We start from the raw sequence: 26837 nt of genomic DNA, 5'->3' as shown, positions 1-26837 counted from the left end.
TTTGTTATGCGTTTTTCCATTCGGTTATCAGCTGTTCAATATCGAACTGCGGTGCGTACTTCATTCTGTCAAAGTAAAAGTCGTTAACATTCAGGCTTTCCTTTTCCAGCGAGAGCGCATTGCTGCCAAGCGAACTCCAGCCATTCTGGAATACTGCGCCGCCGTCGAGGGTGATCTCTATCTGCGGTGCGTTCTCGAAAACTATGCCGTAATCGCCGCTGCTGTTTACTTTTAGCGGTATCAGATACTCACGGTTCTGCTGGAGTATATAAGGCGTGCTGCTCCTGAGCGTGATATTTTCGCCCGTGACTTCTCCGTCTTTGTCGTACATCGCCACGACATCAAGCGTGTATACCGCACTTGAATCTGCTTCAAACTCAACATCGTCCACTATTACATCTGCAAAAATGTCCGTCTGTTCCAGTACGTTCTTCTCGACGAAGTATTCATCGCCGTTCGGCACGTAGTCAGCCATGAACGATACAGTGTCCGTTTCGCTCAGATCCAGCTGATCGTATTTTACGACCAGTTCGTAGTTTTTCTGTCCCGATATGTCCGCTGTGCCTTCCACAGACTGTATGGCTTCATCTTCGGCGGCTGCTTCAGCGTTGTTGTCTTCTGTGTTGTCCTCAGCAGTCGCGGCGTTATCCGTTTTATCTGATGCGCCTGCTTTCTCTGCCCTGCTTGTGGGAATGCTGTTCATTATGTTTTTGGACTTATTTGATTCGTTGATGATATTGATGCCCGCAAATATCACAATGAATGCTGCGGCTGCGGCAACTATCTTCATGTACCCGCCCGAACGCTTTATCTGTTCACGCTCAGTGTTTGTTGTTTCTGTTTCTTTGGTGTTCTCTTTCTTGTCTATCTCCTCAGAGATCCTGTCCCACAGCTTATCCATGTCGGGTGCAGTATTACGGATATGCTGTGTATATTCATTTCTTAAGTCAGCCATAAATACTGCCCTCCTTTACTGTTTTTTTCAGCTTGTTCAAAGCCTGTCTGTATCTCCATGCAACAGTGCCGAGAGGTATACCCAGCGCTTCGCTTATTTCCTTGAAGGTCATATCGAAGCCTACGCGAAGGTTGATGATCTCTTTTTCCGCGTCGTTCAGTGTTTCCAGCGCCTGACTGAAAGCCATGCCGCTTTCCACCTGAACATCTGTAGGTGCTTCGGGGTCTGCCTGTTCCTCAGTGTAAACATTTTCATCGTCGATCGTATATTCCACATGTTTCGTCTTTCTGAGAAAATCGATTGCCATGTTTCTTGCCATCACCGTTATGTAGCGCTTGTGTCCCGTTCCGGAACGGTACTGCGCCGCTGTCTCCCATAGTCTTAAAAACAGATCGCTCGTCAGATCCTCAGCGTCCTGAGGACTTTTGACCACTGCCAGCATTTGCCGGTATACCAGCGTGCCGTAGCAGGTGTAAATGTCTTTAAGACCGTTTTTGTCTTTCCCGAGTATCTTTTGTATACACAGGTCAAACTCCTTATCGGTCAAATTTATCATCACCCTTCGACATAATATATACGTTTGGTAATTTGGATTTTTATGGTGTGAAACTGTACAAACTTCATGTTACAATTTTGTCCACATTCAACAAAGCTGAGCGGATCTTCTGACGTGTCAGCCTTAAAGATGCTCTTCCATGCTGTTTGCAGTGACACACTTTGAAAATAATTCGTTGATAATTATACCATAATAAATTAGTAAATGCAACCCTTTTAAGGCGGGGTTGATTTTTATGGTGCACTGTGATATAATAAATGTATCTTAACGTAGAAAGGAACGTTTCAAATGAGTGAAGAATGTACACACGACTGTAGTTCTTGCGGGGCTGACTGCTCTTCGAGAGAAAACGGTATAGAAAAAGCACAGCCTCACTATATGTCCAATGTGAAGAAGGTCATCGCTGTTGTCAGCGGCAAGGGCGGTGTCGGCAAATCGCTGGTCACATCTCTGCTTGCTGTCGATCATGCGAGAAAAGGCTTTAAGACAGCTGTTCTCGATGCTGATATCACAGGTCCTTCGATACCAAAGATATTCGGTATAAACGAGCGTCCTGTCACCACAGAAGATGCGCTCTTCCCTTGTGAGAGCGAGTTCGGCACTAAGGTCATGTCGATAAATCTGCTGATGGAGAATACCAATGACCCCGTTATCTGGCGCGGTCCTGTCATTGCAGGCGCTGTTACTCAGTTCTGGACTGATGTGGCGTGGGGCGATGTCGATTATATGTTCGTCGATATGCCTCCCGGAACAGGTGATGTTCCGCTGACTGTATTCCAGTCATTGCCTGTTGACGGCATTGTTATCGTGACCTCACCTCAGTCGCTGGTGTCGCTGGTGGTGGAGAAATCCGTGAGAATGGCAAAGATGATGAATGTGCCTATCTTAGGTCTTATTGAGAACATGAGTTATATCAAGTGTCCCGACTGCGGCAAGGAGATAAAGCTGTTCGGTGACAGCCATGTGGACGAGATAGCCGCTCAGTATGACCTCAAAGTTCTGGCAAAACTGCCCATTGACCCGCTGGTAGCTTCACTTTGCGACAGCGGCAAGCTGGAGATAATCGAGAATGATGTTATCGCCGCTTTTAAGGATATCAAACTCTGATATTTGTTGAAGGTGCTTTCACACATCAGCTGAGTCTGTCGATGATTTGTGAAAAATGATAAATTTTCACTATGGCGGTTGACAAAGACCTGATGGTGTGATATAATTATCTAGTCTGAATAGGACATTATAATGAATGCTGCATAGAACTACTGTCTGAACTAAGGATGATGGGCTTCTATGAGCCATAATTTTTAGTTTGGAAGGAGGTCACTGAAATGAGAGAAGGTATTCACCCCAAGTATGTAGAAACTACTATCACTTGCGCTTGCGGCAACGTTATCAACACCCGTTCTACTAAGGAGAACATCAAGGTTGAAATTTGCTCGAAATGCCACCCTTTCTTCACCGGTAAGCAGAAGCTGGTTGACAGCGGCGGACGTGTTGACAGGTTCAAGAAGAGATTCAACCTCGACTAATTTTTGTGAAGCTAAAGAGCGGAATGTTTTCCGCTCTTTTTTTCACCCCGAAAAGAGGTAAACGACTATGAGCTACACAACTGTATATGAGTATGCCAGCGACAGCTTCACCGAAAAGAAGAGCGAGTTTATCGGGCATATCTGCCCGGTAAAGACCGCTGAGGAAGCTGTGGCTTTCATCGAACATATAAAATCACAGAACCGCAAGGCGCGGCATAACGTTTATGCTTATGTTCTGCGTGACGGAAACGCTTCGCGCTATTCTGATGACGGTGAGCCTCAGGGGACGGGCGGTGTGCCTGTGCTTGATGTTATAAACAAAGCAGGGCTGACAGATGTGTGCGTGGTGGTAACAAGATACTTCGGCGGAGTCCTGCTGGGCGCCAGCGGACTTGTGCGCGCATATTCGCAGGCTTGTTCACTGGCTGTGGCGGCGGCAAGAAAGATGGAGATGTGCGAATGTTCGCGCGTCAGCTTTTCCTGTGACTATACGCTGTACGGTCGGGTAAGCTATCTTCTGCCTGAGTTCGGGGTCATCACTGAAAAGGAAGACTTTGCTGATACGGTGAACCTTTCGGTGCTGTGCAAATCCGAACTGGTGGAAGAACTGAAACGCAAACTGACTGATGTTTCAAATGGTCAGCTGGAATTGTCAGAAGATACAGAACTGTGGGCAGACTTTGCTTGATAAATTGTGAAAGTATACAAAGAATTGATGCCTTTATGTAAAAATAAAGGCATTTTTAAGACTTCGGCACTATATATGGTTGTAGGGTATTTCCAAAAACTGATGAAAGGGTGAACGCCATGCTTCCAAGAGAACAGTCGGAGAGTTTTGAGCATACTTTTTTGTGCGAAAAAGCTGCTTTTGCTGACGCGACAACGGGTCGTGAACGGCAGGAGGACAAGTGCGGACTGCGCACCGAGTTCCAGCGGGACAGGGACAGGATACTGCACTGCAACTCTTTCAGAAGACTTAAGCATAAAACTCAGGTGTTCCTTTCACCTGCGGGCGACCATTACCGTACTCGCCTTACCCACACTCTTGAAGTAAGCCAGATAGCGCGGACGATAGCGCGGGCGCTGAGGCTCAATGAAGACCTCACCGAAGCTATAGCACTGGGGCATGATCTGGGTCATACACCTTTCGGGCATGCAGGTGAACGTATGCTCAATGAACTTAGCCCGTATGGTTTCCATCACTATGAGCAAAGTCTGCGGGTGGTGGATATCCTCGAAAAGGACGGCGCAGGTCTGAACCTGACAAGAGAGGTCAGGGACGGGATACTGAAACACACGAATCAGGTCGCCAATACCTATGAGGGCTACGCGGTGCGCTTTGCAGATGTTATAGCCTATATAAACCATGATATCGATGACTCCATAAGGGCTGGTATCCTTAAGGAAGAGGATATCCCCTCTGCGATAACGAATGTGCTGGGGCACTCAAAGTCAGCAAGGATAACCACATTGGTCTGCTCGCTTATCGAAAACGGTCTGCATGACCGTGACGAGGCGGAGGGCGATGAGGGCATTCTGAGAATGTCCGCTGAGGTGGAAAAGGCTTATAAACAGCTTCACAGATTTATGTTCGACAGCGTTTATACCAACCCCGCCTGCAAGTCGGAAGAACGTAAGGCGCAGGATATGATAGCCTTTCTCTACAAATATTACACCGACCACATTGAAGCACTGCCCGCCATGTATATGAACCTTGCCTATCATTATGGTGTGGATATGGCTGTCTGTGATTACATTTCGGGCATGACAGATGTGTTCGCGGTGGAAACTTTCAAAGAACTTTTTATACCTGCCGCGTGGATGGTCAAGTAAGACAGGGGGATCACATTGGATCAGGATTTTCTTGAAAAACTCAAATTTGAGAACCCGATAAACGAAGTCATGCGCGAGAATGGCGTTGAACTTAAAACGACAGGCCGCGGGGCTTTCATGTGCAATTGTCCGTTCCATGCCGACAGTTCGCCTTCATGCAGTGTCGTGCCCGATAAGGGATTTTTTCACTGCTTCGGCTGCGGTGTCAGCGGTGATGTCATAGCTTTTGTGAGAAAGTATAAAAATCTCGGCTTTATGGACGCGATAAACTACCTTGCACAGCGCGCGGGCATGACTGTGCCGTCTTTCAGTACCGAGAGCGATAAAAGCTATAAACGCAGAATGCGCATTTACGAAATGAACAAGGCTGCCGCGAAATTTTTCCGCGCACAGCTAAAAACGCCTGACGGTGTAAGGTGTCTGAATTACTTGATGAAGCAGAGAAAACTGGACGCTGCCACCATAAACAAGTACGGCATGGGCTGCGCACCCAACAGCTTCACGGCGCTGAAAAGTCATATGATGAATTTGGGCTATGGTGAAGATGAACTTGTGTCGGCATCGCTGCTGGGGCGGTCTTATAAAACGGGGCGCACCTACGATTTCTTTATGGACAGGGCAATGTTCCCGTTTATAGATGTTGCAGGCAATATTGTCGGTTTCGGCGGCAGGACGCTGGGCGATGACAAGCGAAAATACCTCAATACAGGTGATACGACTTCCGAAGCGTTCAGAAGCACCAATGATGAAAGACTGCTGGACGGATACTCGAAGTCGAGGTTTGTTTTTTCGCTCAACTATGCTAAAGACGATGCGGTCAAGTCAAAAAAACTGCTGCTCTGTGAGGGCAATCTCGATGTCATATCGCTTTATCAGCATGGCTTCCACAATGCAGTGGCTTCATGCGGTACTGCGCTGACTAAGGAACAGGTCAGGGCGATGAAGACCTACGCTGACGAAGTGGTCATCTGCTACGATGCAGATGCTCCGGGTCAGAAAGCCGCGCTGAGGGCTGTGAGCATGCTGCGTGAAGGCGGCATGGGCAGCAGCGTTATCCATATGGAGGGCGCGAAAGACCCCGACGAATATATCAATAAGTTCGGTGAAGAGCATTTCAGATACCTGATAAACAATGCTGCTGATGGTTTTGATTTTGAACTGGGCATCTTTGCGCAGGGACTTGACCTAAGTAAGCGGGTGGACAGGAACAACTTTCTGAAAAAGGCATACCACGCTATGGCTCTTGAACCTGACGAAACTGTCCGCGATATGATGGAACATGAGGTCGCTGATAAGTATGATGTGACTTTTGATGTGGTCAGGGCATCTGTCAACGAAGTCCGTATGAAACTCAAAGAGTATGAGGCAAACACCGAAAGACGCGAAGAGTACAGGCAGATGGTGCTCGCCGAAGAAAATGTGCCGAATAACAAGGCTTTCAAGGCTGAGCGCGGGCTTATATATTATATATATTATAATGGCGATAATGCTGCCGAAATGTGCAAGGGTATATCACCCGACGAATTTACCGATGATTTTAACCGAAGAGTATTCGTGAGCATAATGGGCAAGCTGACTGTGGGCGAAATTATCACGCCTGAGTCGTTCCTCGATGAATTCTCCCATGAGGAGGTCGAGCGTATCAGACAATTTTTGAGCAAATACGCTGAGTACAATGTCAACGGGGAAGTGGCGCGGCAGTATATTCAGTCCATAAAGGATTATAATAAGAAAAAAGAAGTGAAGAATGCAGAACCGACCAGTAGGGAAGAGTTTATGCAGAAAGTAGCTGAGCTGCAAAGGAAAAAGACCTGAGCAGCGGGAAGTCAAAAACCTGAAGAGGAGAGTAAATTATGATCGATAAGAGCAAGATACTTGAAAACCTGCTTGAACACGGTAAGCAGACAGGCAAGCTGACCACTAAGGAAATAACCGATGCACTGGAAAAGCTGAATTTCGATGTTGACCAGATGGACGGTGTTTATGAAAAGTGCAGCGAACTGAATATCGAGATCATCGACGATGTTGTAGTTGACGATACTCTGGATTTCAATAATCCTGAGGACGACCTCGAACAGGAAGATGTTGATATCTCCCTTTCTACTGACGGCATCGCCATTGACGACCCTGTGAAGATCTATCTCAAAGAGATAGGCAGAGTACCGCTGCTGACCTCTGAGGAAGAGATACAGCTTGCCGAGATGATGTCGGGCGATAACGACAGAGATGCAAGCAAGGCAAGAAAAAGACTCGCTGAGGCTAACCTGCGTCTGGTTGTATCCATCGCCAAAAGGTATGTGGGCAGAGGCATGAGTTTCCTTGACCTGATACAGGAAGGCAACATGGGTCTTATCAAGGCAGTTGAGAAGTTCGACTACAAGAAGGGCTTCAAGTTCTCGACATATGCAACTTGGTGGATAAGACAGGCTATCACAAGGGCTATCGCAGATCAGGCGAGAACCATACGTATACCTGTGCATATGGTGGAAACTATTACTAAGGTGAAGAAGGCTTCCTCGCAGCTGCTCCATAAGAACGGTCATGACCCGTCGCCGGAGGAGATAGCTGAGGATCTTGATATGAGCGTCGAGAAGGTCAGGGAGATCATGCGTATCGCGCAGGATCCTGTTTCGCTGGAAACACCTATCGGTGAAGAGGAAGATTCGCATCTTGGCGACTTCATCCCCGATGATGACGCTCCCGCACCTGCTGAGGCTGCTTCGCTGGTGCTGCTGAAAGAGCAGATCGATCAGGTACTCTCAACACTGACCGAACGTGAAGAAAAAGTGCTCAGACTGCGTTTCGGTCTTGAAGACGGCAGATCGAGAACGCTGGAAGAGGTAGGTCAGGAGTTCAAGGTGACCCGTGAGCGTATACGTCAGATCGAGGCTAAGGCGCTGAGAAAACTCCGTCACCCCAACCGCAGCAATAAGGTAAGGGATTATCTCGACTAAAGGAGGGCTTCCATGTACATAACTCTGGAAGCAGATTATGCAGTCAGGATAACTGCCGAACTGTGTAAGGCTGATGGCAGGCTCGATGCCAAAACGCTGTCTGACAAGACCTGTGTCACGCTGCGGTTTTCGCTCAAGATACTGCGCAAGTTGGTATCAGCAGGTCTGGTCAAGTCTTTTAAGGGTACACAGGGCGGCTACATGATCGCCAAATCCCCGAAAGACATAACCCTGCGTATGGTCATTGAAGCGATAGAGGGTACATACTGCTTTTCGCGATGTTTGCAGCCCGATGCTGACTGTAGTCGGGGGGCGTCAGGAAACTGCCCGTTTCAGGACGCATTCTGTGATATCACCAAGATGGTCAGCGAAAAGCTGGAAACCTATAATTTCGCACAGCTGAACGATGCGGGTGAGGTAACTGATGAAAAGGAAACCCTGGAAAAATAACAAAGAAAACAGCTCTCGCCTCAGCGATGAGGAGAGAGCTGATATTTATGACGATCCTGAAGATATTGACGAGGAAGATGCTGACGAAGAGTTCGGCTATGAAGAAGATCTCGACGAAGATTTTGGTGAAGACACCGAAACAGATGACTGCGATGATCCTGATGATGAAGAGGAAGAGTCCGAAGATGAACAGGATGAGGTCATTGTAAAGCCCAAAAAGCATATTTTGCTGAAAATGGCTCTGGTGCTGTGTGCATTGTGTCTGCTTGTCATTCTGGCTGATGTGGTGATACTGTTTTTTACAGGCGAACTGTGGTTCAACCGCCCCGACAGGCACACCTATCCCGAAAGAGGTGTGGTTATAACCGAAAAAGCGGGTGTAGTGGACTGGAAGAATTTTGCGCGGCAGGATATACAGTTCTGCTATATACGCGCCACAAAAGGCGAAAAATACGCCGATAAGAATTTCAAGAAGAATCTTTCGGGTGCTTCCAAGACTGAACTGCCTGTGGGACTTATTCACCAGTTTGACCCGTCGGTAAGCGGCGAAAAACAGGCGAAGCATTTTATTTCCGAGTGCGGAAAACTTAAAGGCAGACTGTGCCCGGTGGTTGATTGTCAGCTGGGATTGTTCCGAAAGATATTCCGCCCAAACAAGGAAAAGATGTCAAAGAAGCTGAGAGAGTTATGTGACTGCATCTCGGAAGAGTATGGCTGCATGCCGATCATAAAGTGCAGTTCGGGTTTTTATGAAAGAGTCGAACTGGAAGAAAATTTTGCCGACTGTCCTGTGTGGATAGTCAGCGAGTTCGGTTCGCCCGATGAAGGCGTAGAATGGGATATATGGACATATTCGCCCCGCGCGAGGTTCAACCATTACGACAAGCATAATTACCTTGAGATAGCCCTGCTTGACAAGGATTTCAAATTGAATAAGATAAAATAAAAAGGTCTGTCCCTCTGGACAGACCTTTTTTGCAGCCATGTACTGTTCTTTTGGTGTGAGCAGCTGCATATGATCCAATATGGCGTGTCAGATCACTTAGCGCCCTTTATCTCTGTTGCACAGTCAGCACAGATGGATTTGCCCTTGTAATCAACAAGGTTCTCGGTCTTACCGCAGAAAACACAGCTTCTCTGGAACTTTTTGAGTATTATCATATCGTCCTCGGTGTAGATCTCGATAGCATCCTTGACAGCAAGATCATAGCTTCTTCTGAGTTCGATGGGTAATACGATCCTTCCCAGCTCGTCAACCTTTCTAACTATTCCGGTAGATTTCATGAGATGATCAATTCCTTTCTCCTATTAATTTCGACCGACTATCGGTCAACATCATCATGTTAATATTATACCAATTTAGTTATCATTTGTCAAGCGTTACTAACGAAAATGTCAAATATATTGCATGAATTACCAAATTTCGGCACAATGCACATCTGAATATTACCTGTCTGAATAATTCCTGACATAATTTGGGTATTGAATATTACTAATTTTGGTATTTATTCTAATTAATAAATGTAAAATATTAGTTAACGAATGGTTATTTACCAAAAGTACAGAAAAGAGGACTTATATGCTTTCATTTATCATTGTGGTCATGCTGCTGATATCTGTGACGGCGGGCTGCCTGAACGGGTCGTGGGAAGATATCTCAGCTTCGGCTGTCAGTGCGTGTACTGATGCAGTCGAACTGGGAGTTTTTCTGGGAGGTTCGATGGCTTTGTGGTGCGGTCTGATGCGTGTGGCAGAAAGATCCGGGCTTACTGCAAAGCTGTCAGCTGCGCTGTCACCTGTGGTAAGGCTGCTTTTTGGCAGACTCGATGACGATTCGCGCAAGGCAGTCAGTCTTAATCTGACAGCAAATCTGTTGGGTCTGGGCAATGCTGCCACTCCAACAGGCATCGCCGCAGTCAAAGCGCTTGGAAAAGGTTCGCGTCCCAAACGCAATACCGCTTTGCTGACGGTACTTAACACCGCCTCGATACAGCTCATACCCGTGACGATAGCCGCGCTGCGGGCAGAAAACGGTTCTGCCGCGCCATTTGAGATATTGCCTGCGGTGCTTGTCACTTCGCTTTCGGCGGCGGCAGTTGGCTGTGTTACGGCGGCGATACTATTTTCGGGGGTAGATAAAGATGCGCGTAACTGACATGATAGTTCCGCTGATGATAATGTTCATATTGTTGTACGGACTTGCCCGCCGCGTTGACCTCGCTGAGGAATTTTCAGCGGGCGCTAGGGAGGGTCTGCAAACTGCTTTCGGGCTGATACCCATGCTTGTTCTGCTTATGACAGCGGTGGGTATGTTCACATCTTCGGGTGCTGCCGAAATGCTTGCTGCGCTGTTATCACCTGTGACCGAATGGCTCGGCTTCCCGAAAGAATGCCTTGATCTTGCGTTTATTCGTCCTATATCGGGCAGCGGAGCGCTCGCTGCTGTCAGCCGACTTTTCAGCCGCGTCCACCCTGACAGCTTCGCAGGCAGAACGGCGAGCGTGCTTATGGCGTCCACCGAAACTACTTTTTATACCATTGCCGTTTATTCTGCCGCCCAAAGAAAAAAGCCCGACAGCCGCATTTTTATTGCGGCTGCCGCAGCTGATCTCACTGGGTTCATATTGTCGTCATTGACAGTTCGGCTGCTTATTCAAGGCTGATGCGCACCTGACTGCCCTTACCCTTTTCTTTTGTGACTATTATCTTCTTGTCAAGCCTGTCGTTCAGTTCGTGTACATGTGAGATTATTCCCACAAGGCGCGAGTTTTCAGCCAGACCTGTCAGAGTTTTCACCGCCTTATCCAACGATTGTTCGTCAAGGCTGCCAAAACCCTCATCCACGAACATCGAATCTATCTGCACGCCGCCGGTCGAACGCTGTATCTCGTCCGAGAAGCCCAGAGCCAGTGCCAGCGATGCCATGAAACTCTCTCCGCCTGACAGCGATTTCACGCTTCTGTCGCTGCTGCCGAAATGGTCTTTTACATCAAGTTCAAGACCTGATTTCGACCTGCCTTTTGAATTGCTGCTGCGTATCAGTTCGTACTGCTTGTCAGACATTTGCAGCAGTCTTACGTTGGCGTTTGCCAGTATCTTGTCGAAAAACTCCATCTGCACGTAGGTTTCCAGCGGAACTTTCTGTTTGCCCGAAAGTGAGCCGTTTGCAGTATCGCTGACCGACTTTTTCATCACATAGTCATCATTCAGCTGCCTGTTGCGGATAAGTTCATCGTGCAGCCTTTTGACCAGCTGTTCTGCCGAATTGTGTCTGTGTTTTGCATGGTCGCGCTTGTCGAGAGCATCTGCCACACTTATCTCGGCTTCTTTCAGAGCCTTTTCCAGCGCCGTTAAGTCGGGCTTTTCCTTGTCAGCAGTCTGTTCTTTCAGCGCTTTAAGTTTTCCGTTAAGTTCAGTGCTGAGTTTTTCAAGTTCAGCCAGTTTTTGCTCTGCCGAGTCCATAGCCTTTGTCAGAGCATCACAGTTCTTTTCCATCTCAGCTATTTTCGCGAGGGCTTCGCGCCTATTTGGATATTGCAGGTCTGCAAGCTGTTTTTCGCCCTGTCTGCGCTTTTCTTCGGCAGTGGCGTTCATGGCATTAAGATTGCTGCTGCCCTCACTGAGTTTCTGCTCGTTCTGCTTTACACGGGCTTCCAGTTCGGTAAGTTCACGCTCTGCCTGATCTTTCTTCCCCCGTTTTTGTGTCAGTTCGATACTGAGTTTTTTAGCCTCTGTCAATGCCTTGTTTATGACCTTGTATTGCTCGCGTGTGTTTTGAAGCGCCTGTTCCGGTGTAAGACCCTCGCCGTACTTGCCTGCGCGTGAGATGGCGTTTTCAAGAGCCGTCCTGTGCGCTGCCTGTGCAGCTGCGTACCTGCGGGAAGCATTTTCTGTTTCATTCATAGCCTTGTCAAGTACAGCCTTTGCTCTGTCCACAGCCTGTTTGTCGGGGGCTTTTTCAGATCTGTGCGCCTTGTTCGGGTGATGGGTCGAACCGCATACGGGGCAGGGAACGCCCTCTTCCAGTTCTTCCGCCAGCAGACCCGCCTGTTCGGAAATGTAAAGGTTGAAAAGGCGGATATGCTCGGAGTTGGCATTGTTACTTTCTTCTTTTTTGTAATTAAATTCTTCCAGCGCCGACTGCACTTCCGCACCTAGTTTTTCTGCTTCCGAAAGGTCTTTTCCTACAGCTGTTACTTCTTCAAGTTCTTTCGTTCGGTTCTCTATCTCGTTCTTTGTATTTGCAAGCTGTGCGCCGATATCTCCCAGACTATCGATAAACTGCTTCAGCACCTCGCGGCGCTCGTTGTCGCTCTTGATGCTGCTGCCCAGTATGTCGAGGTCGTTTTTCAGCTTTGCCGCGTTTCTTTGCAGTGTCACTGAATCTGTCAGCAGCCTTTCAGCTTCGTCATATAGCGGCAGCTGTTTTTTCTCAGCGGCTGTCCTGCCGATAAGTTCTGTCAGTTCGGGCTTGCGTTTACGGAGTTCTTCCGCATTTGATGCCGCCGCTGTCAGTTCCGGCGAAAGTTTTTCAAGCCCTTTCTGCACATCTGTCAGTTTGTCGAAGAGTTCACCCAGTTTTCTGCCGTTTTCAAGTTCAAGGGCGGCAGACTTGTGTGCCTTTTCGGCGGCGGCATGGGCTTGTGATGCTTCCTTGCTTCTCTCTTCCTCAAAGTCACGCGCCCTTACACAGCAGTCTTCGATGTATTTTTCAGCCGCTTTCACGCTGTCTGCACTTTCAGCCGCCGAGCGTATCATATCATATTCGGGGTCATCATCGCTAAGTTCGACACCTTTCAGCAGTTGCAGCATATGGTCGCAGGAACGGTCATAGCTGTCCTTTGCTTCGTTGGTGTTCACCCTCAGCTTTTCCTGTAACTGCGCATATTTTCCTGTCTGGAAGATAGCACCCAGTATCTTTGTCCTGTCTTCGGTAGATGCGTTCAGCAGTTCTGCGAAACTGCCCTGCGCTATCATGGCAACATTGTGGTATTGCTCATAATTAAGTCCCAGTATCTCCTTTATCGCCTTGTTGACCTTTTCTTCACCCGATGCAACAGGTGTCAGCTGACCTTCAGCGAACAGTTCGTTTACAGTTGCGAGGTCTGTCACACCGCTTCCTTTCTTTTTCAGCGTCTTCTGCTTAGGTTCGCGGTGTACCTTGTAGGTCTTTCCTCCATAACGAAATTCGAGTTCTACATATGTTTTAACATCATCGCCCACATATTCGCTCCTGAACATGTCGTTCGTCCTGCTGAAACCGCTGGCTCTGCCAAACAGACCGTAGCATACGCCGTCAAATATCGTTGTCTTGCCTGCACCTGTGTCGCCCGTTACGAGGTAAAGCCCCTGTCCGCCCAGCTTGGTGAAATCTATGGTGGTCTTTTCAGCATAAGGACCAAATGCCTGCATGGTAAGTGTCAGCGGCTTCATTCTTCATTCCCCCATATCTCTTCAATAAGGTTTCTGACATATTCGCTCTGTGCTTCGTCCATCTCTCTGCCCATCTGCTGGGTGAACAGTGATGAGAACAGTTCCAGCGGCGATTTTGTTTCGGTGCTCACTTCACCTGTTATGACTGTTTCTGTCCTTGTGCGGATATTGTCGTAATTCAGCGAAACGATATTTTTGTAGACAGTCCTCAGCTTGTTTAGCACATAAGGTATCTCGTCTTCGTCAGTCAGTGTGATGCTGTAGAATGCGTCAAGGTCGAGATCCTTGTAGAATTCCTGTGACATCAGCGCATCATACCTGCCTTTGAGTGGTATCATATCTCTCAGCGGTGTCAGCGGAACGGTGGATATCTCCACCTCGCCCTTGCCCTTTAATTCGACTATCGTCACCGATTTTTTGTGTGCTATCTCAGATACCGAGTATTTCAGCGGAGTGCCGCTGTAGCGCGCATTCTTACCAACATTCTGCGGACTGTGCAGATGCCCCAGCGCCACATAGTCAAAGCCTTCAAACACCGATGCGTCGATGTTGTCAAGCGTTCCCACCGCCGCATATTCCGAGTCACAGGTAGATGACCCTGTAATGAACTGGTGGCAGACCATCACGCATCGCCTGTCAAGATCTATCCCGCTCTCCTTGATGACAGTGCGCATCATATCGGTGTAGCTTTCGATCTCGGCATCGGGGTGGTAAGCCCTTACCGTCGAGGGCTTTACAAACGGCATCAGACATATGTCCAGTTCGCCGTATCCATCACTGACAGTGACTATATCAGGCTTGCCGTTATATTCGGCACAGATGTGTATATCTGCTTTTTTCAGCATCTCGCTGGCGTAATCCACACGTTCGGGGCTGTCGTGGTTGCCGCTTATTATGTAGACCGAAAGGTCGGTCTTGCTGAGTTTTGTAAGAAAATCGTTGAACAGCCTCACAGCTTCCGCTGAGGGCATGCTCTTGTCGTAAACATCGCCCGCTATCAGTATCCCGTCACAGTACTCTTTCAGCGCTATGTCAATGATCTGTGTGAGTATATGCTGCTGATCTTCATAAAGCGAGAAATTATCAAGCCTTTTGCCGAGATGCAGGTCAGCGATATGTGCAAGTTTCATGTATCTGCTCCTTTCGGTAATAAGCGGTCACTTCTTTTTGTAGACGATCATATCCTTCAGATCAACTTTGTTGTAGCCCCACTTGAAGCCGATATAGGTCGATATCGGAAAAAGTGCCAGATAGGGGACTATCAGCGCGAAGACTCCAAGCCTGAAGTCCTTGATATCAGGCGAATGCGCGAAGATATCCAGCAGCGGGAAAAGACAAGCGTTAGCTAACTTGTAAATTGCCAGAAAATCAAATCCGCCGCTGAGTTTTGATATCATTAGCAAGGCAGCGGTCACCGCAAATGGCATCATTGCTATCAGCCCCAGCTGCCAGCCGAATTTACTGCCCACATCGTCATCATGCAGCTTGTCTGCCGAAGCTGCTGAACTGCCCTGTTTCAGCCCATAGTCAGCCAGAATGCAGACCACGCACATCAGTCCCGTGAAGCCGAACATCAGGTTTGCGAACAGCCCCATCGCTTTTGCCACTGCCCAGAAAAAAAGCATGACAAAAATGCCGAAAAACTCAGCCTGTAACCCTTTCAGAAGCGCGTAGATGCGGGCGCTCTTCTTATCGTATTTCATTTTTTACACTCCTTGCAAGTTCGTGATAGGTATATTATAACACATATTTTTTCACAATACAATAGATTTTGAAAGCCATAATTTTACTGTACGATAGAATGTACTTAAACGCCAAAAACTGGAAATGGCATGCGGGAATATCTCGCAGAGATCGGCGCAAACTAAATCTATAATTATAGAAAGGAGTACAGCCATGAACGAACCCAAAGAACTACCTCCTCCTGTTGACCCCATAGACGGCACAAAGGTCTATAAGCCTCTTGATAAGCGCTTTTCTGTCGGTGAAGAACTTGGTGCAGTCAGCTTCGATGACCTCCGAAACCATGATGCAAGTGCTGAATAGCGCAGACTGCCTCCGCCGATGCGGGGGCAGTTTTTACACCTTGCAAAGGTCGCATTAATGTGTTATAATAATACCGAAAGGACTGATATTATGGGAAGGATAAAAAAAGCCGCACTGGTCACAGGCGGTTCGGGCGGTATAGGCAGTGTTGTATGCCGCAGACTGGCAGAGGCGGGCTATCTTACCGCGATAGGCTATTCTTCGGGAAAAAAGCAGGCGGAGGTTCTGGCGGAAGAACTCACCGCACAAGGTCTGACAGCTTCTGCGGTGCATATCGACATAACCGCTCCCGACAGCATAATGCGCTGTCTTGAAGAAACAGAACAAAAATTCGGACAGTTGGAATTGCTGGTCAACAATGCGGGAACAGCAGATATAGGGCTTTTCACCGACCTTACAGATGATAGACTGTGCGAACTTATGAATATCAACCTGCTGGGTCATATGCGCCTGACAAAGGCAGTACTTCCGCAAATGCTTGCGCGGCATGAGGGCAGTGTCATAAATATATCTTCGGTATGGGGCGAAGTAGGCGCTTCCTGTGAGGTGGCGTATTCAGCGGCAAAAGCCGGAATGATCGGCTTTACACGGGCGCTGGCAAAAGAATGCGCACCGAGCGGGGTGAGGGTCAATTGTGTCAGCTGTGGGCTTATCGATACCAAGATGAATGCCGAACTTTCTGCCGAAGACTTGCAGGCAGTGGTTGACGAGATACCCCTCAGCCGCATTGGTACACCCGATGATGTCGCAGCGGCAGTAAAATTTTTGGCAGACGATGCTTCTGCCTACATAACGGGGCAGGTAATTCGCGTTGATGGTGCGTGGCTCTAAAGTCTTATCTCCACAGGCTTGCCGACAGTCAGGCTATCAGGCGTGACGATGCTGTCATAGCACATCAGCCGAACACCGCACCGCTGTGCCTCCTTCATGACCTCACCGAACTCGCGGTGGGTTTCGTAATTTGGAGAAAAGTACGAAATATCGGACATCTGCACGAGTACGAACAGTGCCGCTCCATTGCCGTTCCTGCGGCATTCTGCAAGTTCCCGCAGATGTTTCACCCCGCGCTCCGTTGGCGCATCAGGGAATAGTGCTATTCCGTCACGTTCAAGGGTGCACCCCTTGACTTCGATGTATATTCGTTTGTCCGTTTTATCGGACTTCAACATAATATCGAACCGTGAACCGCCGTAAGTCTGTTCACGTAACAGCTTCAATTCAGCCCCAAAGGGCTTCTCACGTTCGAGCCATTCGGCAACAGCTTTGTTAGGCGCCTGACTGTCAATGTTGATAAGTCGGTCGCCTTTTTTGACAGCTATCAGGTCGTAAGCGGTCTTGCGGGCAGGATCACTGCATTTTTCCACCCAGACTTCTGCACCTGCAACAAGAAGTTCCTTGCATCTGCCGGTATTTTTTACATGGCAGACTTGTTGCTGTCCGTTTATCAGTACATTTGCGATAAATCTGTTTGGGCGTGAGATGAATTCGCCGCGTATAATGTTTTGATATGTCATTTCTATCACCGTTAAAAGTATAACATATCTGTTCATAATTTGCAATAGTTATAGTATATTTAAAGAAAATTTTGTAAATAATATTCTATTAAATATATTGACGTGAGTTTAAAATTGTGATATAATTAGTTATAACAATTTTCGGCAGGAGATGATGCTACTTGCTTGAAAGGGTAAAAAAATACGCTCTGTATGGTGATACCGACCGTGAGAGTTACAATTTGATAAAAGAAAAAATCGAAGAGTACAACCGTTTGATGGCTTTCGTATTTGCATCTGTGGCGACTGTGCTGATCTTTATAATGTTCCTGTTATCGTTCAGCCAGACGGGGTTCAAATCATCACAGCCTGTTTACATTTTTGGCATGATCTTTTCGTTGGTGCAGGTGGCAGTGTCGCTTATATCGCGGCGCATTCGGGTGCTGACATATGTGTCGGTGTACATGGCGATATCGGTCTTTCTGATCTACGGCATCGCCATAGCTACGTATACTCGTCCCGAAGAACAGACAGTTACATTCATGGTCATGCTTATATTCGTGCCGCTGATCTTTGTTGACAGACCGATCCGCATGGCATTCTGGCTGATCTTTTACATAGTTGCTTTTATTTTGATCGCCAAGCGTACAAAAATAGACCCTGTTTTGTCGGTGGATGTGACTGATGCCATCATTTTCGGACTGCTTTCCATAGTGTCGGAAACGGTGGTCTACCGCGCAAAAATACGCGGATATGTGCTTGAAAATAAGCTGCATGTCATGAGTGAAACAGATCAGCTGACGGGGCTGAATAACCGAAATTGCTATGAATGGCGGCTCAGAAAATACCCGCTGTTGTACAAGCGTTCCATAAGTTGTATTTACATCGATGTGAACGGTCTGCACGAACTGAATAACACAAAAGGTCACAAGGCTGGTGACGACATGCTGCGTTTCGTGGCTGATGCGGTAAAAAAACAGTTCGGTAAAACGGACACTTATCGTATCGGCGGTGATGAGTATGTGGCGTTCGCGATGGATATTTCTCATGAAGATGCGCGTTTCAAAATCAAGAATATGTGCAGTGAGATATCGGGCAAGGGATATCATGCAGCTGTCGGATTTGATGTTCATGAGGGCAAAAATGTGGACATGAATTCACTCATCGTCACAGCAGAGTCGAAAATGTATAATGATAAATTAGAGTATTACAAGACCCATGACAGGCGTGCAAGAGTCTGATATATAAGAATATTGTCTGCAAAAGTTGTCTTTTGCAGACATTTTTTAGGTCGTAAACATGTATTTTGTCTGAAATTGTAAATTGTTGATTTAAAAAAGAAGTTTGAACATATAGCGTGGTTTTTCAGCATTTATGTGTAATAAATTGGTCAAATATGCTATTGACGAGATGTCCTGAAATGTGTTACAATTTACTGAGATATTAATGCGAAAGGAAAAGTAAAATGAAAAAATTGATTGCTGTTATATGTGCTGTTGCACTCTGCTGCGGCGGACTTGCCGGCTGCGGCGATAAGAAGTCTGAAAAAGCGGACTCAACTGCTGAAAAGATCACTTCTTCTGCTGCTGATGAGAGTGTCACAAATGCTGAAAGTGAAACGACCGAAACCGAAGAGCTGACAATGGCTGAGGCCTACACAAAGTCGATAGAAAACGCTAATTTCAGGACTTTGATGGTCACATCGTCCGATTTTACGGACGATACTACAACAATGGTCGAGGTCAGCGGAGATGACTATCATATGAGTGTCGGTGACGGTGAGAATCAGACGGAACTGTATGTTATCGGTGGTGTGATGTATATGCTCAGCCACGCAGAAAAGAGTTATATTAAAGATGAAACTCCTGATGAAATGTACTTAAATATGGACACTTCTAACTATACAATGGGTGTTGATGACAGCTATATATTTATTGACAGCGTTATTGCAGAGGGTGACCTGATCTGTGAAACCTACCATGCTCCCGATCTTATCTCCGGTGAGATGCCATCCGGTGATGAAGACGGTGAAGTGACAGTTTATAAGTACTACTTTGAGAAGGACGGCAAAACTCCTGTCAAGATCGAGATGTCAGCTTACGGTTTAGAGCAGACAACTACTTTCAAAGAGTTTTCTTTTGATATCGACAGTATCGTTATCCCTGATCTCAGCGATTGGACTGACGACACTGAAAGTTCCGGTTTTGGTTTAGATACTGATGTTGAATCGGAAGAGCTTGATGAGTCTGAATTTGATGCCGATATTGATGTAGAAAAGGCAGACGCGGCTGAAACTGAGTGATTAAATCAATAAGCCTTACCCATGCGGTAAGGCTTATTTTTATGTAGATCTATCCGTTTTGTACATAATGATTGTAGAGGATATCATTCGACAAGGATTTCTGTCAATCAATAAATTTCTTTAACTTGATGGCAGAAAAATTGTACTCGTTATAATCGCTTTTTGAAAGGTCATATCTGGCTTTTCTGACCAATTCAACGTACCCTTGATCGAACATCATCTCACTGTCAGACCAGTCATGAGAATTTTTGAATTTGTCGTTTATGATCTGACGATATTTGGGTTCCAGTATAACAGCCGCAGAGTCAGCCGAGAGTTCAGACATTTTTCTTATATCATAATATGAAAGATGTTCTGTGCAATTTTCCATATTGTAGCGTGCGATCATCGCATCAGGTCGAGAGAAGCAGAGTATACCGAAGAAAATTGTAAATACAACTGCTGCCGAACGCATAAAAGGAAAGCCTGATCTGAACTGTCTTATTATAACAAAAATGAACATTATTGCAGTCAGCAGCATGAACCATGTGGTGTAAACTCGAAGCTGTGTCAGTCCGAAATTTTGGATATATAAAAACATCTTGCTTACGGCTGTTGCAGTTATAAGCAGCGTGAAAATCGATATTACAACGCTGTATATCTTGAGTGCTGCGGTTTTTTCATCACCCGATCTTTTTGAGCAAAAGTTCATAAACAAGATCACAAGTGCGTTTATCACTTCGATCGCAAATAGTTCAAAAAAGCCTTTTCGCGCATATTCGGAATAGCTGAAATTTTCAGGCAGCCTGCCCATAAAAGCGGACAGAAAATAATTTGTCTGCGAGATGAAGAACATCACATAAAGCACGCATATGGGCGTTACAGCGGAGTAAACAGCCATATTTGCCGCGATTTTCAACTTTGACATAGACTGCTTGCAGCGCTCTTCATCAAGTGGTTTTGTAATTTCGGGATGTGTGTGTGAATAAATAAGTCCGAACAAATAGCCTGAAACTGGGATCGATACAGCAAACTGAGGTATGAATGTAAATACGTTTTCCATCATGATTGTTGCAGCCAAAGAATTCAGCATTTTTTCGACACCTTCATCAGCCGAGATCAGCAGAGCAGCCACAATGACGGTCAGCGGAAGTGCCAGAACAAGTCCACAGATGATGGCTTTAATATCTGTACCTCTTTTTGTACTTTTGACTGCGCTATTGACTGCCGAATATTCTTTCCCAAAATGTGATAGTGGATTACTGATGATGCTTTTGAGCATCTCAAAGACCGCAAATCTGCCGAACATAGGAGTTTTTGATGTCACCGAATAGATAAGATACGCTATACCGAGATGCAGGAATACAGAGTCAAGCTGCTTTACAAAATCATTGGCAGTGATAGAGAATACTAAAGAAAAGCTGTACATTAAAACAGACCATACTTTATGTGAGGTCAAAAATTCGTACTCGATTTTCTTTAAATATGTCAGCGAAACTGTCAGCGCAGTCAGATAAAATGCAGTGGTAAAGAAGCCTTTCGAGTTCCAGAGAACAAAATGTACGAACAAAAATGAAAGCACTGCTATAACAATTGACAATACTTTTTCTCTGCCCGTGAAAGTTGGCTTAGGTTTTGTTTGATATTGCGGGATAGTATTGCCATATGGCGGTAAAAAACTCTGTTGCTGCTGATATGGCATCGCATTTACGAAGTTTTCGTTATTTTCGTTCATGTTGATCGGCTCCTTTCAAAGTTGACGGAGAATTGTCTAATATTTTGTACTTATCTATGTATGACAGTAATTCTTCCCACCCTTTTTTATCCGAAGAATCGGGCACTCTGCTCAAAAACCCTGTTTCAATGACTTTTCTTGCAATGACTTTATCGTCATCATAAATTCTAGCTTTTTTTAGATCTGCTTTTGTATGATCCAGAATTATCACACCTTCTCTGATCTCTTCATTGCTGTAAACTATATATTCAGTATTGTCATTGTAGGTTGTCCATACAAAAAATTCATCGTCGTTTATCTTTTCTGAATAATAGTCACAGGGCAGAGAACTTTCATCGTTATTCTTTATTGCATAAATGGTGTAGATACCTTTTTCGTCCTCTAAAGTCATCGAACCCTTGCAAAGAAAGTGTTCTGCCACGCTTATTTCTGCCTTAACTATTTCCCCGTTTGACGATGTGAAACTCCCTTTATACAGCGTTTCCTCGCTGTCAAAAATTGTTGCCAGCACAAACAGGATATATGGGAAGAATATCAGAAAAAGTCCTAAAGCGAGAATTATTATAATAATTATGATAAATAATTTTATACTTGATCTAACATCTTTTTTGCTGTCCATCTTTTTGTCCTTTTTAATATCTTTTACACATGTTCTAGAATATCTCCCGGCTGACATTCAAGCACCTCGCAGATCTTATCGAGGGTGGAAAATCGTACAGCTTTGGCTTTGCCGGTCTTTAGTATAGACAAATTTGCCGCTGTGATACCGATTTTTTCTGCCAGTTCATTTGAAGATATTTTCCGCTTTGCCATCATTACATCGAGGTTAACGATTATTGCCATAAGAACGCCCCCTTATATCGTGAAGTCGTTCTCTGACTTCAATTCTACTGCCTTCTCAAAAACGTTCTTCAGCACACGCATAACAAGCCCCAGAAACATCGCAAAAAAGGCGGCAAACATGAACTCGAATCTCCACAGACTGAATATGATGAAAGTTATTCCCGCGAATACTATGCACCATGAAATGATTCTCAGGCATCGTGAATTCTGTGCGGTAAAGACCTCATTTTTCGCAATATTTGATAGTAGCTTGTGCAGGTGATAGACCGCAATAATTGCAAATATGTCGCAAATATAGATCATCGCCGTGACTGCTGCTACAAGTCCTCCCCTGATAAGTCCTTTTCCGACCGATATTATACCGAACCATTCAGCGATTATGTGCGCTGTGAACAGTATGACGATAAGCAGGAAAAATAACCCTATCACCAGAAATCGCGATAATTTCAACGATTTCATCTCCGACCAGCCTGTTAACTCATTAACCATTTTTTGTTCCTCCTGATAAAATATTGTCGACAATAAGACTTCGGCATCACCCTCAGCCTGAATGTATTATAGCACATGTTTTTTCGTTTGTCAATAGTAAAATATCGAAAAACGATAAAAATTATTTGACATTCAAAAAAATGATATTGTTTTTCATTATATAGATATATTAATATTTGTTGCTTGAAAACGAATAACAACGTTTCATATATTTATATTACGTTTGACCTAAATCTTTTTTTGTTTGATCAAATTGACTTCACAGCACAATTTATACATATTACAGAATATTATTTCATGCAAAATAAATAAAAATACTACTAGAAATTCTATATAACTAATACAGACAAAAAGCGAAAAATATGTTATAATTCTTGTATACGGATTATAAAGACCTTATATAAGGAGGATAATATTATGGCAAAAAACAGATATCTCGGTGATTATCCCGTTATCGGCATTCGTCCTACTATTGACGGCAGACGCGGTGCTCTGGGCGTTCGTGAATCGCTTGAAGAACAGACTATGAATATGGCAAAGTCCGCAGCTAAGCTGTTTGAGGAAAATTTGCGCTATTCCAACGGCGAACCTGTCAAGGTCGTTATCGCTGATACGACCATCGGTCGCGTCGCTGAGGCTGCTGCCTGCGAGGCTAAATTCAAAAAATGCGGCGTTGATATAACCCTGACAGTCACCCCATGCTGGTGCTATGGCGCTGAAACTATGGATATGGATAAAAATACCATTAAAGCAGTCTGGGGATTTAATGGCACTGAGCGTCCAGGCGCGGTATATCTGGCATCTGTTCTGGCAACTCATGCTCAGAAAGGTCTGCCTGCTTTTGGAATATATGGACGAAACGTATGTGAAGCTGATGATTCTGAGATACCCGAAGATGTAAAGGAAAAGCTGCTTCGCTTCGGCAGAGCTGCTGTTGCAGTTGCGACTATGCGAGGTAAGAGCTATTTGCAGATAGGCTCTATCTGCATGGGTATAGGCGGTTCCATAATTGATCCCGCTTTTATTGAAGACTATCTCGGCATGCGTGTCGAATCGGTCGATGAGGTCGAAATAATCCGCCGAATGACCGAAGAGATATATGACAAGGACGAATATGAAAAGGCTCTTTCATGGACAAAAGCGAACTGTAAGGAGGGCTTCGACAAGAATCCCGACTTCCTGCAAAAGTCCCCCGAAGAAAAGGAGAAAGATTGGGAATTCGTTGTCAAGATGATGTGCATCATCAAAGACCTGATGAACGGAAATGACAAGCTGCCGAAGGGTCGTGAAGAGGAAATGGTCGGTCATAACGCGATAGCTGCGGGCTTTCAGGGGCAGCGCCAGTGGACGGATTTCTACCCGAACTGCGACTTTCCTGAGGCTCTTCTCAACACAACTTTCGACTGGAACGGCGCTCGTGAGCCGTATGTTCTTGCAACTGAGAACGATGTGCTCAACGGTCTGGGCATGCTGTTCATGAAGCTGCTGACAAATCGCGCACAGATATTCGCAGATGTACGTACATATTGGTCGCCTGAAGCACTTAAAAAGGCTGCAAACTATGAACTGACAGGTCATGCAAAGGATGCTGGCGGATTTATCCACCTTATAAATTCCGGTGCTGCCTGCCTTGATGCCTGCGGACTTGCAACCGATGAGAACGGCAATGCTGTCATGAAAGAGTGGTTCAATGTCACAGAAGAAGATCAGAAGAAGATCCTTGCGGCGACCACATGGAACTACGCAGACTGCGGCTATTTCCGTGGCGGCGGTTTTTCTTCAAGGTATGTCACCGATGCTGAGATGCCCGTTACAATGATAAGATTGAACCTTGTTAAAGGACTTGGACCCATGCTCCAGATCGCTGAGGGATGGACTGTCAAGCTGCCTGAAGAGGTCAACGATATCCTCTGGAAGCGCACAGACTACACATGGCCCTGCACATGGTTCACCCCCCGCGTGACCGACGCTGCACCATTTAAATCTGCCTATGATGTTATGAATAACTGGGGTGCTAATCACGGCGCTATAAGTTATGGACATATCGGTGCTGACATTATCACGCTTGCATCTATTCTGCGCATACCTGTTGCGATGCACAACGTTCCCGAAGAGAAGATATTCCGACCTGCTTCATGGAATGCTTTCGGTATGGACAAGGAGGGTGCAGACTACAGGGCATGCGCTAACTACGGTCCTATGTATCGCGGAATGAGGTAATATATAACTTTTTTGAAAGCCCACAGCTGTCCGTTTAACGGGATTTTTTCTGTGCTGACTGACTGTGTGCATATCTTAAAATGTGAGGTGCTATATGGACAAAAAAGTTCTTGCGATCGACTTCGGTGCATCTAGCGGAAGGGCTGTCATCGGACACTTTGACGGTGAACGAATCACGCTGGAGGAAATACATCGCTTCTCCAACGACCCCGTGAATTTGGGCGGTACATTGTACTGGGACTTTCTGCGGCTATTCCATGAGGTCAAGCAAAGCCTTTTAAAGTCGAAACAGTACGGTCAAGTGGACAGCTTAGGTGTAGATACATGGGGCGTTGATTTCGGGCTGATCGACAAGAACGGTCGGCTGATCGAAAATCCCGTCCACTACCGCGACAGCCGTACCAAAGGCATGATGGAAGATGCCTTTGCTCTGATCCCGAAAGACAGCTTTTACGCAGCAACAGGTAACCAGTTCATGGAGATCAACACGGCTTTTCAACTGATGTCTGTACAAAAAAACAGACCCGAACTTCTGGAACAGGCGGACAAACTGTTGATGATGCCCGATCTTTTCAACTTCTTTCTGACAGGCGAAAAGGTCACTGAGCAGTCCATTGCCTCGACCACCCAGCTTTACGATCAGTCGGGCAGATGTTGGGCTTACCGCGTGGCAGAACGACTCGGTATTCGTGAGAGCCTTTTCACCAATATTGTTCCTGCGGGTACAAAAATCGGTACACTTAGTCATGATATAAGAAAAGAGCTTGATGTTCGGGATATGGATGTAATAGCAGTCTGCGGACATGACACGCAGTCTGCGATGGCGGCTGTTCCTGCGCCGAATGGTGATTTTGCATTCCTTAGCTGCGGTACATGGAGCTTGCTGGGTACTGAACTCGATGAACCATTGACAGACGAAAATGCCCGAATAAACGGGCTTACAAATGAGGTCGGTTTTGGCGGTAAGATCTCTTTCCTGAAAAACATTATCGGTCTTTGGCTTTTGCAGGAGAGCCGCCGACAGTGGTCGCGTGAGGGCAGGGAAGTCACTTTTGCTGATATGGAGAAAATGGCTGCCGAAGCTGAACCATTCCGCAGCTATATCGACCCTGATGATCCGCGTTTTGTATCTGCGGGTGATATTCCCGAAAGGGTTCGGGATTTCTGCGCTGACAGCGGTCAGCCTGTGCCTGAAACTGATGGTCAGCTGCTTCGCTGTATTTACCAGAGCCTTGCTCTGAAATATCGTCAGGCGGTGGAGGGTCTTGAAAGCTGCACAGGCAGGCGTTTCAACGCCATTTACATGATAGGCGGCGGCATCCGCGACAAACTGCTTTGCAAACTGACTGCAAATGCCTGCAAACGCCGTGTTATCGCAGGTCCTGTTGAGGCTACTGCGCTGGGGAATATTGCAGTACAACTTATAGCGAGCGGTGATATTGCAGATATTTCGCAGGCTCGTCAAATAATTACTGCGTCTGAAAATGTCGAGGTCTACGAGCCTGACAGCCCCATGCAGTGGGAGAAAGCATATGAAGATTTTAAACTGATAATAGGAGGCAAATGATGCTTAAAAACATACCGCCCATACTCTCACCTGAGTTGCTCAAAACACTCTGCGAGATGGGGCATTCTGACAGGATAGTTATTGCGGACGGAAATTTTCCCGCCGAGAGTATGGGCAAAAACTGTAAGGTGATTCGCGCTGATGGTCATGGTGTGCCTGAACTTCTCGACGCTATCTTAACTTTGCTGCCGCTTGATACCTACGTAGATAAGCCTGTTTCGCTGATGCAGGTGATGGCTGGCGACGATGCCGAAACACCCATCTGGGAGGAATACAAGCGAATCATCACCAAGCACGACCCGCGCGGCGCGTCAGCCATCGGTGAGATAGAGCGCTTTGCTTTCTATGAGGAGGCAAAGACCGCTTACGCCATCATCGCAACGGGCGAAAAGGCAGTATATGCCAATGTGATGCTCCAGAAAGGTGTAGTATGATATAAATATATGAAAGCAAGAT

28 protein-coding genes are annotated in these 26837 nt (G+C 46.2%); 17 read left to right on the top strand and 11 right to left on the bottom strand.

What is annotated here, in order from left to right:
• Positions 1–4: 4 nt before the first annotated feature.
• Positions 5–955: a hypothetical protein gene (locus CUS_RS00400; protein WP_002846856.1), complete on the bottom strand. Its 951-nt coding sequence runs from the start codon at positions 953–955 to the stop codon at positions 5–7.
• A complete protein-coding gene (locus CUS_RS00395; protein WP_037275814.1) occupies positions 948–1511 on the bottom strand; it encodes an RNA polymerase sigma factor in 564 nt (187 codons plus the stop codon). The genes CUS_RS00400 and CUS_RS00395 overlap by 8 nt, the downstream gene beginning before the upstream one ends.
• Positions 1512–1799: 288 nt before the next feature.
• On the opposite strand from CUS_RS00395, the gene CUS_RS00390 reads away from it, so the two are divergent.
• From CUS_RS00390 to CUS_RS00355, 8 genes are all read left to right on the top strand, one after another.
• Positions 1800–2618, top strand: coding sequence for an Mrp/NBP35 family ATP-binding protein (locus tag CUS_RS00390; protein WP_002846770.1), 819 nt, complete (start codon positions 1800–1802; stop codon positions 2616–2618).
• 218 nt (positions 2619–2836) lie between these two features.
• On the top strand, positions 2837–3037 hold the full coding sequence (gene rpmE, locus CUS_RS00385; protein WP_002846767.1) for a 50S ribosomal protein L31: 201 nt from the start codon (positions 2837–2839) through the stop codon (positions 3035–3037).
• A 67-nt stretch (positions 3038–3104) separates the two neighbouring features.
• Positions 3105–3725 carry a YigZ family protein gene (locus CUS_RS00380; protein ID WP_002846815.1) on the top strand — a complete coding sequence of 207 codons (621 nt, stop codon included), beginning with the start codon at positions 3105–3107 and terminating at the stop codon, positions 3723–3725.
• A gap of 119 nt (positions 3726–3844) precedes the next feature.
• A complete protein-coding gene (locus CUS_RS00375; RefSeq protein ID WP_002846784.1) occupies positions 3845–4870 on the top strand; it encodes a deoxyguanosinetriphosphate triphosphohydrolase in 1026 nt (341 codons plus the stop codon).
• A gap of 15 nt (positions 4871–4885) precedes the next feature.
• Positions 4886–6685 carry a DNA primase gene (gene dnaG / locus CUS_RS00370; RefSeq protein WP_002846826.1) on the top strand — a complete coding sequence of 600 codons (1800 nt, stop codon included), beginning with the start codon at positions 4886–4888 and terminating at the stop codon, positions 6683–6685.
• A gap of 38 nt (positions 6686–6723) precedes the next feature.
• Positions 6724–7824: an RNA polymerase sigma factor RpoD gene (rpoD, locus tag CUS_RS00365; protein ID WP_002846775.1), complete on the top strand. Its 1101-nt coding sequence runs from the start codon at positions 6724–6726 to the stop codon at positions 7822–7824.
• 12 nt (positions 7825–7836) lie between these two features.
• Positions 7837–8274, top strand: coding sequence for an RrF2 family transcriptional regulator (locus tag CUS_RS00360; protein WP_002846833.1), 438 nt, complete (start codon positions 7837–7839; stop codon positions 8272–8274).
• Positions 8249–9220 carry a glycoside hydrolase family 25 protein gene (locus tag CUS_RS00355; RefSeq protein WP_002846840.1) on the top strand — a complete coding sequence of 324 codons (972 nt, stop codon included), beginning with the start codon at positions 8249–8251 and terminating at the stop codon, positions 9218–9220. Before CUS_RS00360 ends, CUS_RS00355 begins: the two co-directional genes overlap by 26 nt.
• Before the next feature lie 92 nt (positions 9221–9312).
• Here CUS_RS00355 and CUS_RS00350 read toward each other — a convergent pair whose 3' ends face one another.
• Positions 9313–9558, bottom strand: coding sequence for an AbrB/MazE/SpoVT family DNA-binding domain-containing protein (locus CUS_RS00350; protein WP_002846805.1), 246 nt, complete (start codon positions 9556–9558; stop codon positions 9313–9315).
• A gap of 295 nt (positions 9559–9853) precedes the next feature.
• On the opposite strand from CUS_RS00350, the gene CUS_RS00345 reads away from it, so the two are divergent.
• Together CUS_RS00345 and CUS_RS00340 are read left to right on the top strand one after the other, a co-directional pair.
• The gene (locus tag CUS_RS00345) at positions 9854–10429 is read left to right on the top strand and encodes a nucleoside recognition domain-containing protein (protein ID WP_002846799.1); all 576 of its coding nucleotides are present in this window, start codon (positions 9854–9856) and stop codon (positions 10427–10429) included.
• Complete coding sequence (locus tag CUS_RS00340) at positions 10416–10937, top strand: nucleoside recognition domain-containing protein (protein ID WP_002846861.1); 522 nt, start codon at positions 10416–10418, stop codon at positions 10935–10937. The genes CUS_RS00345 and CUS_RS00340 overlap by 14 nt, the downstream gene beginning before the upstream one ends.
• On the opposite strand, the gene CUS_RS00335 is transcribed toward CUS_RS00340, so the two are convergent.
• Genes CUS_RS00335 through CUS_RS00325 form a run of 3 tightly spaced genes read right to left on the bottom strand, consistent with a single transcriptional unit; the run spans position 10924 to position 15410 of the window.
• Positions 10924–13707, bottom strand: a complete 2784-nt coding sequence (locus CUS_RS00335) for an AAA family ATPase (RefSeq protein WP_002846798.1) — start codon at positions 13705–13707, stop codon at positions 10924–10926. The two genes, CUS_RS00340 and CUS_RS00335, sit on opposite strands and share 14 nt — an antisense overlap.
• Positions 13704–14837, bottom strand: coding sequence for an exonuclease SbcCD subunit D (locus CUS_RS00330; protein ID WP_002846802.1), 1134 nt, complete (start codon positions 14835–14837; stop codon positions 13704–13706). The genes CUS_RS00335 and CUS_RS00330 overlap by 4 nt, the downstream gene beginning before the upstream one ends.
• Positions 14838–14864: 27 nt before the next feature.
• Complete coding sequence (locus CUS_RS00325; RefSeq protein WP_002846843.1) at positions 14865–15410, bottom strand: hypothetical protein; 546 nt, start codon at positions 15408–15410, stop codon at positions 14865–14867.
• Between the two features lie 193 nt (positions 15411–15603).
• Here CUS_RS00325 and CUS_RS19680 point away from each other — a divergent pair, with 193 nt between their 5' ends.
• Together CUS_RS19680 and ymfI are read left to right on the top strand one after the other, a co-directional pair.
• A complete protein-coding gene (locus CUS_RS19680) occupies positions 15604–15753 on the top strand; it encodes a hypothetical protein (RefSeq protein ID WP_002846855.1) in 150 nt (49 codons plus the stop codon).
• 90 nt (positions 15754–15843) lie between these two features.
• On the top strand, positions 15844–16584 hold the full coding sequence (gene ymfI, locus CUS_RS00320; protein WP_037275811.1) for an elongation factor P 5-aminopentanone reductase: 741 nt from the start codon (positions 15844–15846) through the stop codon (positions 16582–16584).
• Here ymfI and sfsA read toward each other — a convergent pair.
• Positions 16581–17267: a DNA/RNA nuclease SfsA gene (gene sfsA, locus CUS_RS00315; RefSeq protein ID WP_002846785.1), complete on the bottom strand. Its 687-nt coding sequence runs from the start codon at positions 17265–17267 to the stop codon at positions 16581–16583. The two genes, ymfI and sfsA, sit on opposite strands and share 4 nt — an antisense overlap.
• A gap of 161 nt (positions 17268–17428) precedes the next feature.
• Between sfsA and CUS_RS00310 the strand changes: the two genes are divergently transcribed.
• Positions 17429–18487 carry a GGDEF domain-containing protein gene (locus CUS_RS00310; RefSeq protein WP_002846848.1) on the top strand — a complete coding sequence of 353 codons (1059 nt, stop codon included), beginning with the start codon at positions 17429–17431 and terminating at the stop codon, positions 18485–18487.
• A gap of 224 nt (positions 18488–18711) precedes the next feature.
• On the top strand, positions 18712–19548 hold the full coding sequence (locus CUS_RS00305; RefSeq protein ID WP_002846841.1) for a hypothetical protein: 837 nt from the start codon (positions 18712–18714) through the stop codon (positions 19546–19548).
• A gap of 103 nt (positions 19549–19651) precedes the next feature.
• Here the strand turns inward: CUS_RS00305 and CUS_RS00300 are convergent, their stop codons facing one another.
• Genes CUS_RS00300 through CUS_RS00285 form a run of 4 tightly spaced genes read right to left on the bottom strand, consistent with a single transcriptional unit; the run spans position 19652 to position 22594 of the window.
• Positions 19652–21262, bottom strand: coding sequence for a DUF4153 domain-containing protein (locus tag CUS_RS00300; RefSeq protein WP_002846781.1), 1611 nt, complete (start codon positions 21260–21262; stop codon positions 19652–19654).
• Complete coding sequence (locus CUS_RS00295) at positions 21249–21938, bottom strand: hypothetical protein (protein WP_157769476.1); 690 nt, start codon at positions 21936–21938, stop codon at positions 21249–21251. The genes CUS_RS00300 and CUS_RS00295 overlap by 14 nt, the downstream gene beginning before the upstream one ends.
• A complete protein-coding gene (locus CUS_RS00290; RefSeq protein WP_002846791.1) occupies positions 21905–22105 on the bottom strand; it encodes a helix-turn-helix domain-containing protein in 201 nt (66 codons plus the stop codon). The genes CUS_RS00295 and CUS_RS00290 overlap by 34 nt, the downstream gene beginning before the upstream one ends.
• A gap of 12 nt (positions 22106–22117) precedes the next feature.
• Positions 22118–22594 carry a DUF2975 domain-containing protein gene (locus CUS_RS00285; protein WP_002846808.1) on the bottom strand — a complete coding sequence of 159 codons (477 nt, stop codon included), beginning with the start codon at positions 22592–22594 and terminating at the stop codon, positions 22118–22120.
• A 417-nt stretch (positions 22595–23011) separates the two neighbouring features.
• Between CUS_RS00285 and CUS_RS00280 the strand changes: the two genes are divergently transcribed.
• The 3 genes from CUS_RS00280 to CUS_RS00270 all read left to right on the top strand — a co-directional run bounded on the left by CUS_RS00280 (position 23012) and on the right by CUS_RS00270 (position 26815).
• Positions 23012–24814 (top strand): L-fucose isomerase, encoded by a 1803-nt coding sequence (locus CUS_RS00280; RefSeq protein WP_002846851.1) that lies wholly within the window; start codon positions 23012–23014, stop codon positions 24812–24814.
• A 94-nt stretch (positions 24815–24908) separates the two neighbouring features.
• A complete protein-coding gene (locus CUS_RS00275) occupies positions 24909–26381 on the top strand; it encodes a rhamnulokinase (protein WP_002846819.1) in 1473 nt (490 codons plus the stop codon).
• On the top strand, positions 26381–26815 hold the full coding sequence (locus tag CUS_RS00270; protein WP_002846837.1) for an RbsD/FucU family protein: 435 nt from the start codon (positions 26381–26383) through the stop codon (positions 26813–26815). The genes CUS_RS00275 and CUS_RS00270 overlap by 1 nt, the downstream gene beginning before the upstream one ends.
• Positions 26816–26837 lie beyond the last annotated feature (22 nt).

This window comes from Hominimerdicola alba 8 (assembly GCF_000178155.2).
Lineage (GTDB): Bacteria > Bacillota > Clostridia > Oscillospirales > Ruminococcaceae > Hominimerdicola > Hominimerdicola alba_C.
Note: the sequence above shows the minus strand (reverse complement) of the source record. Positions and strands in the feature narration are given on the sequence as shown.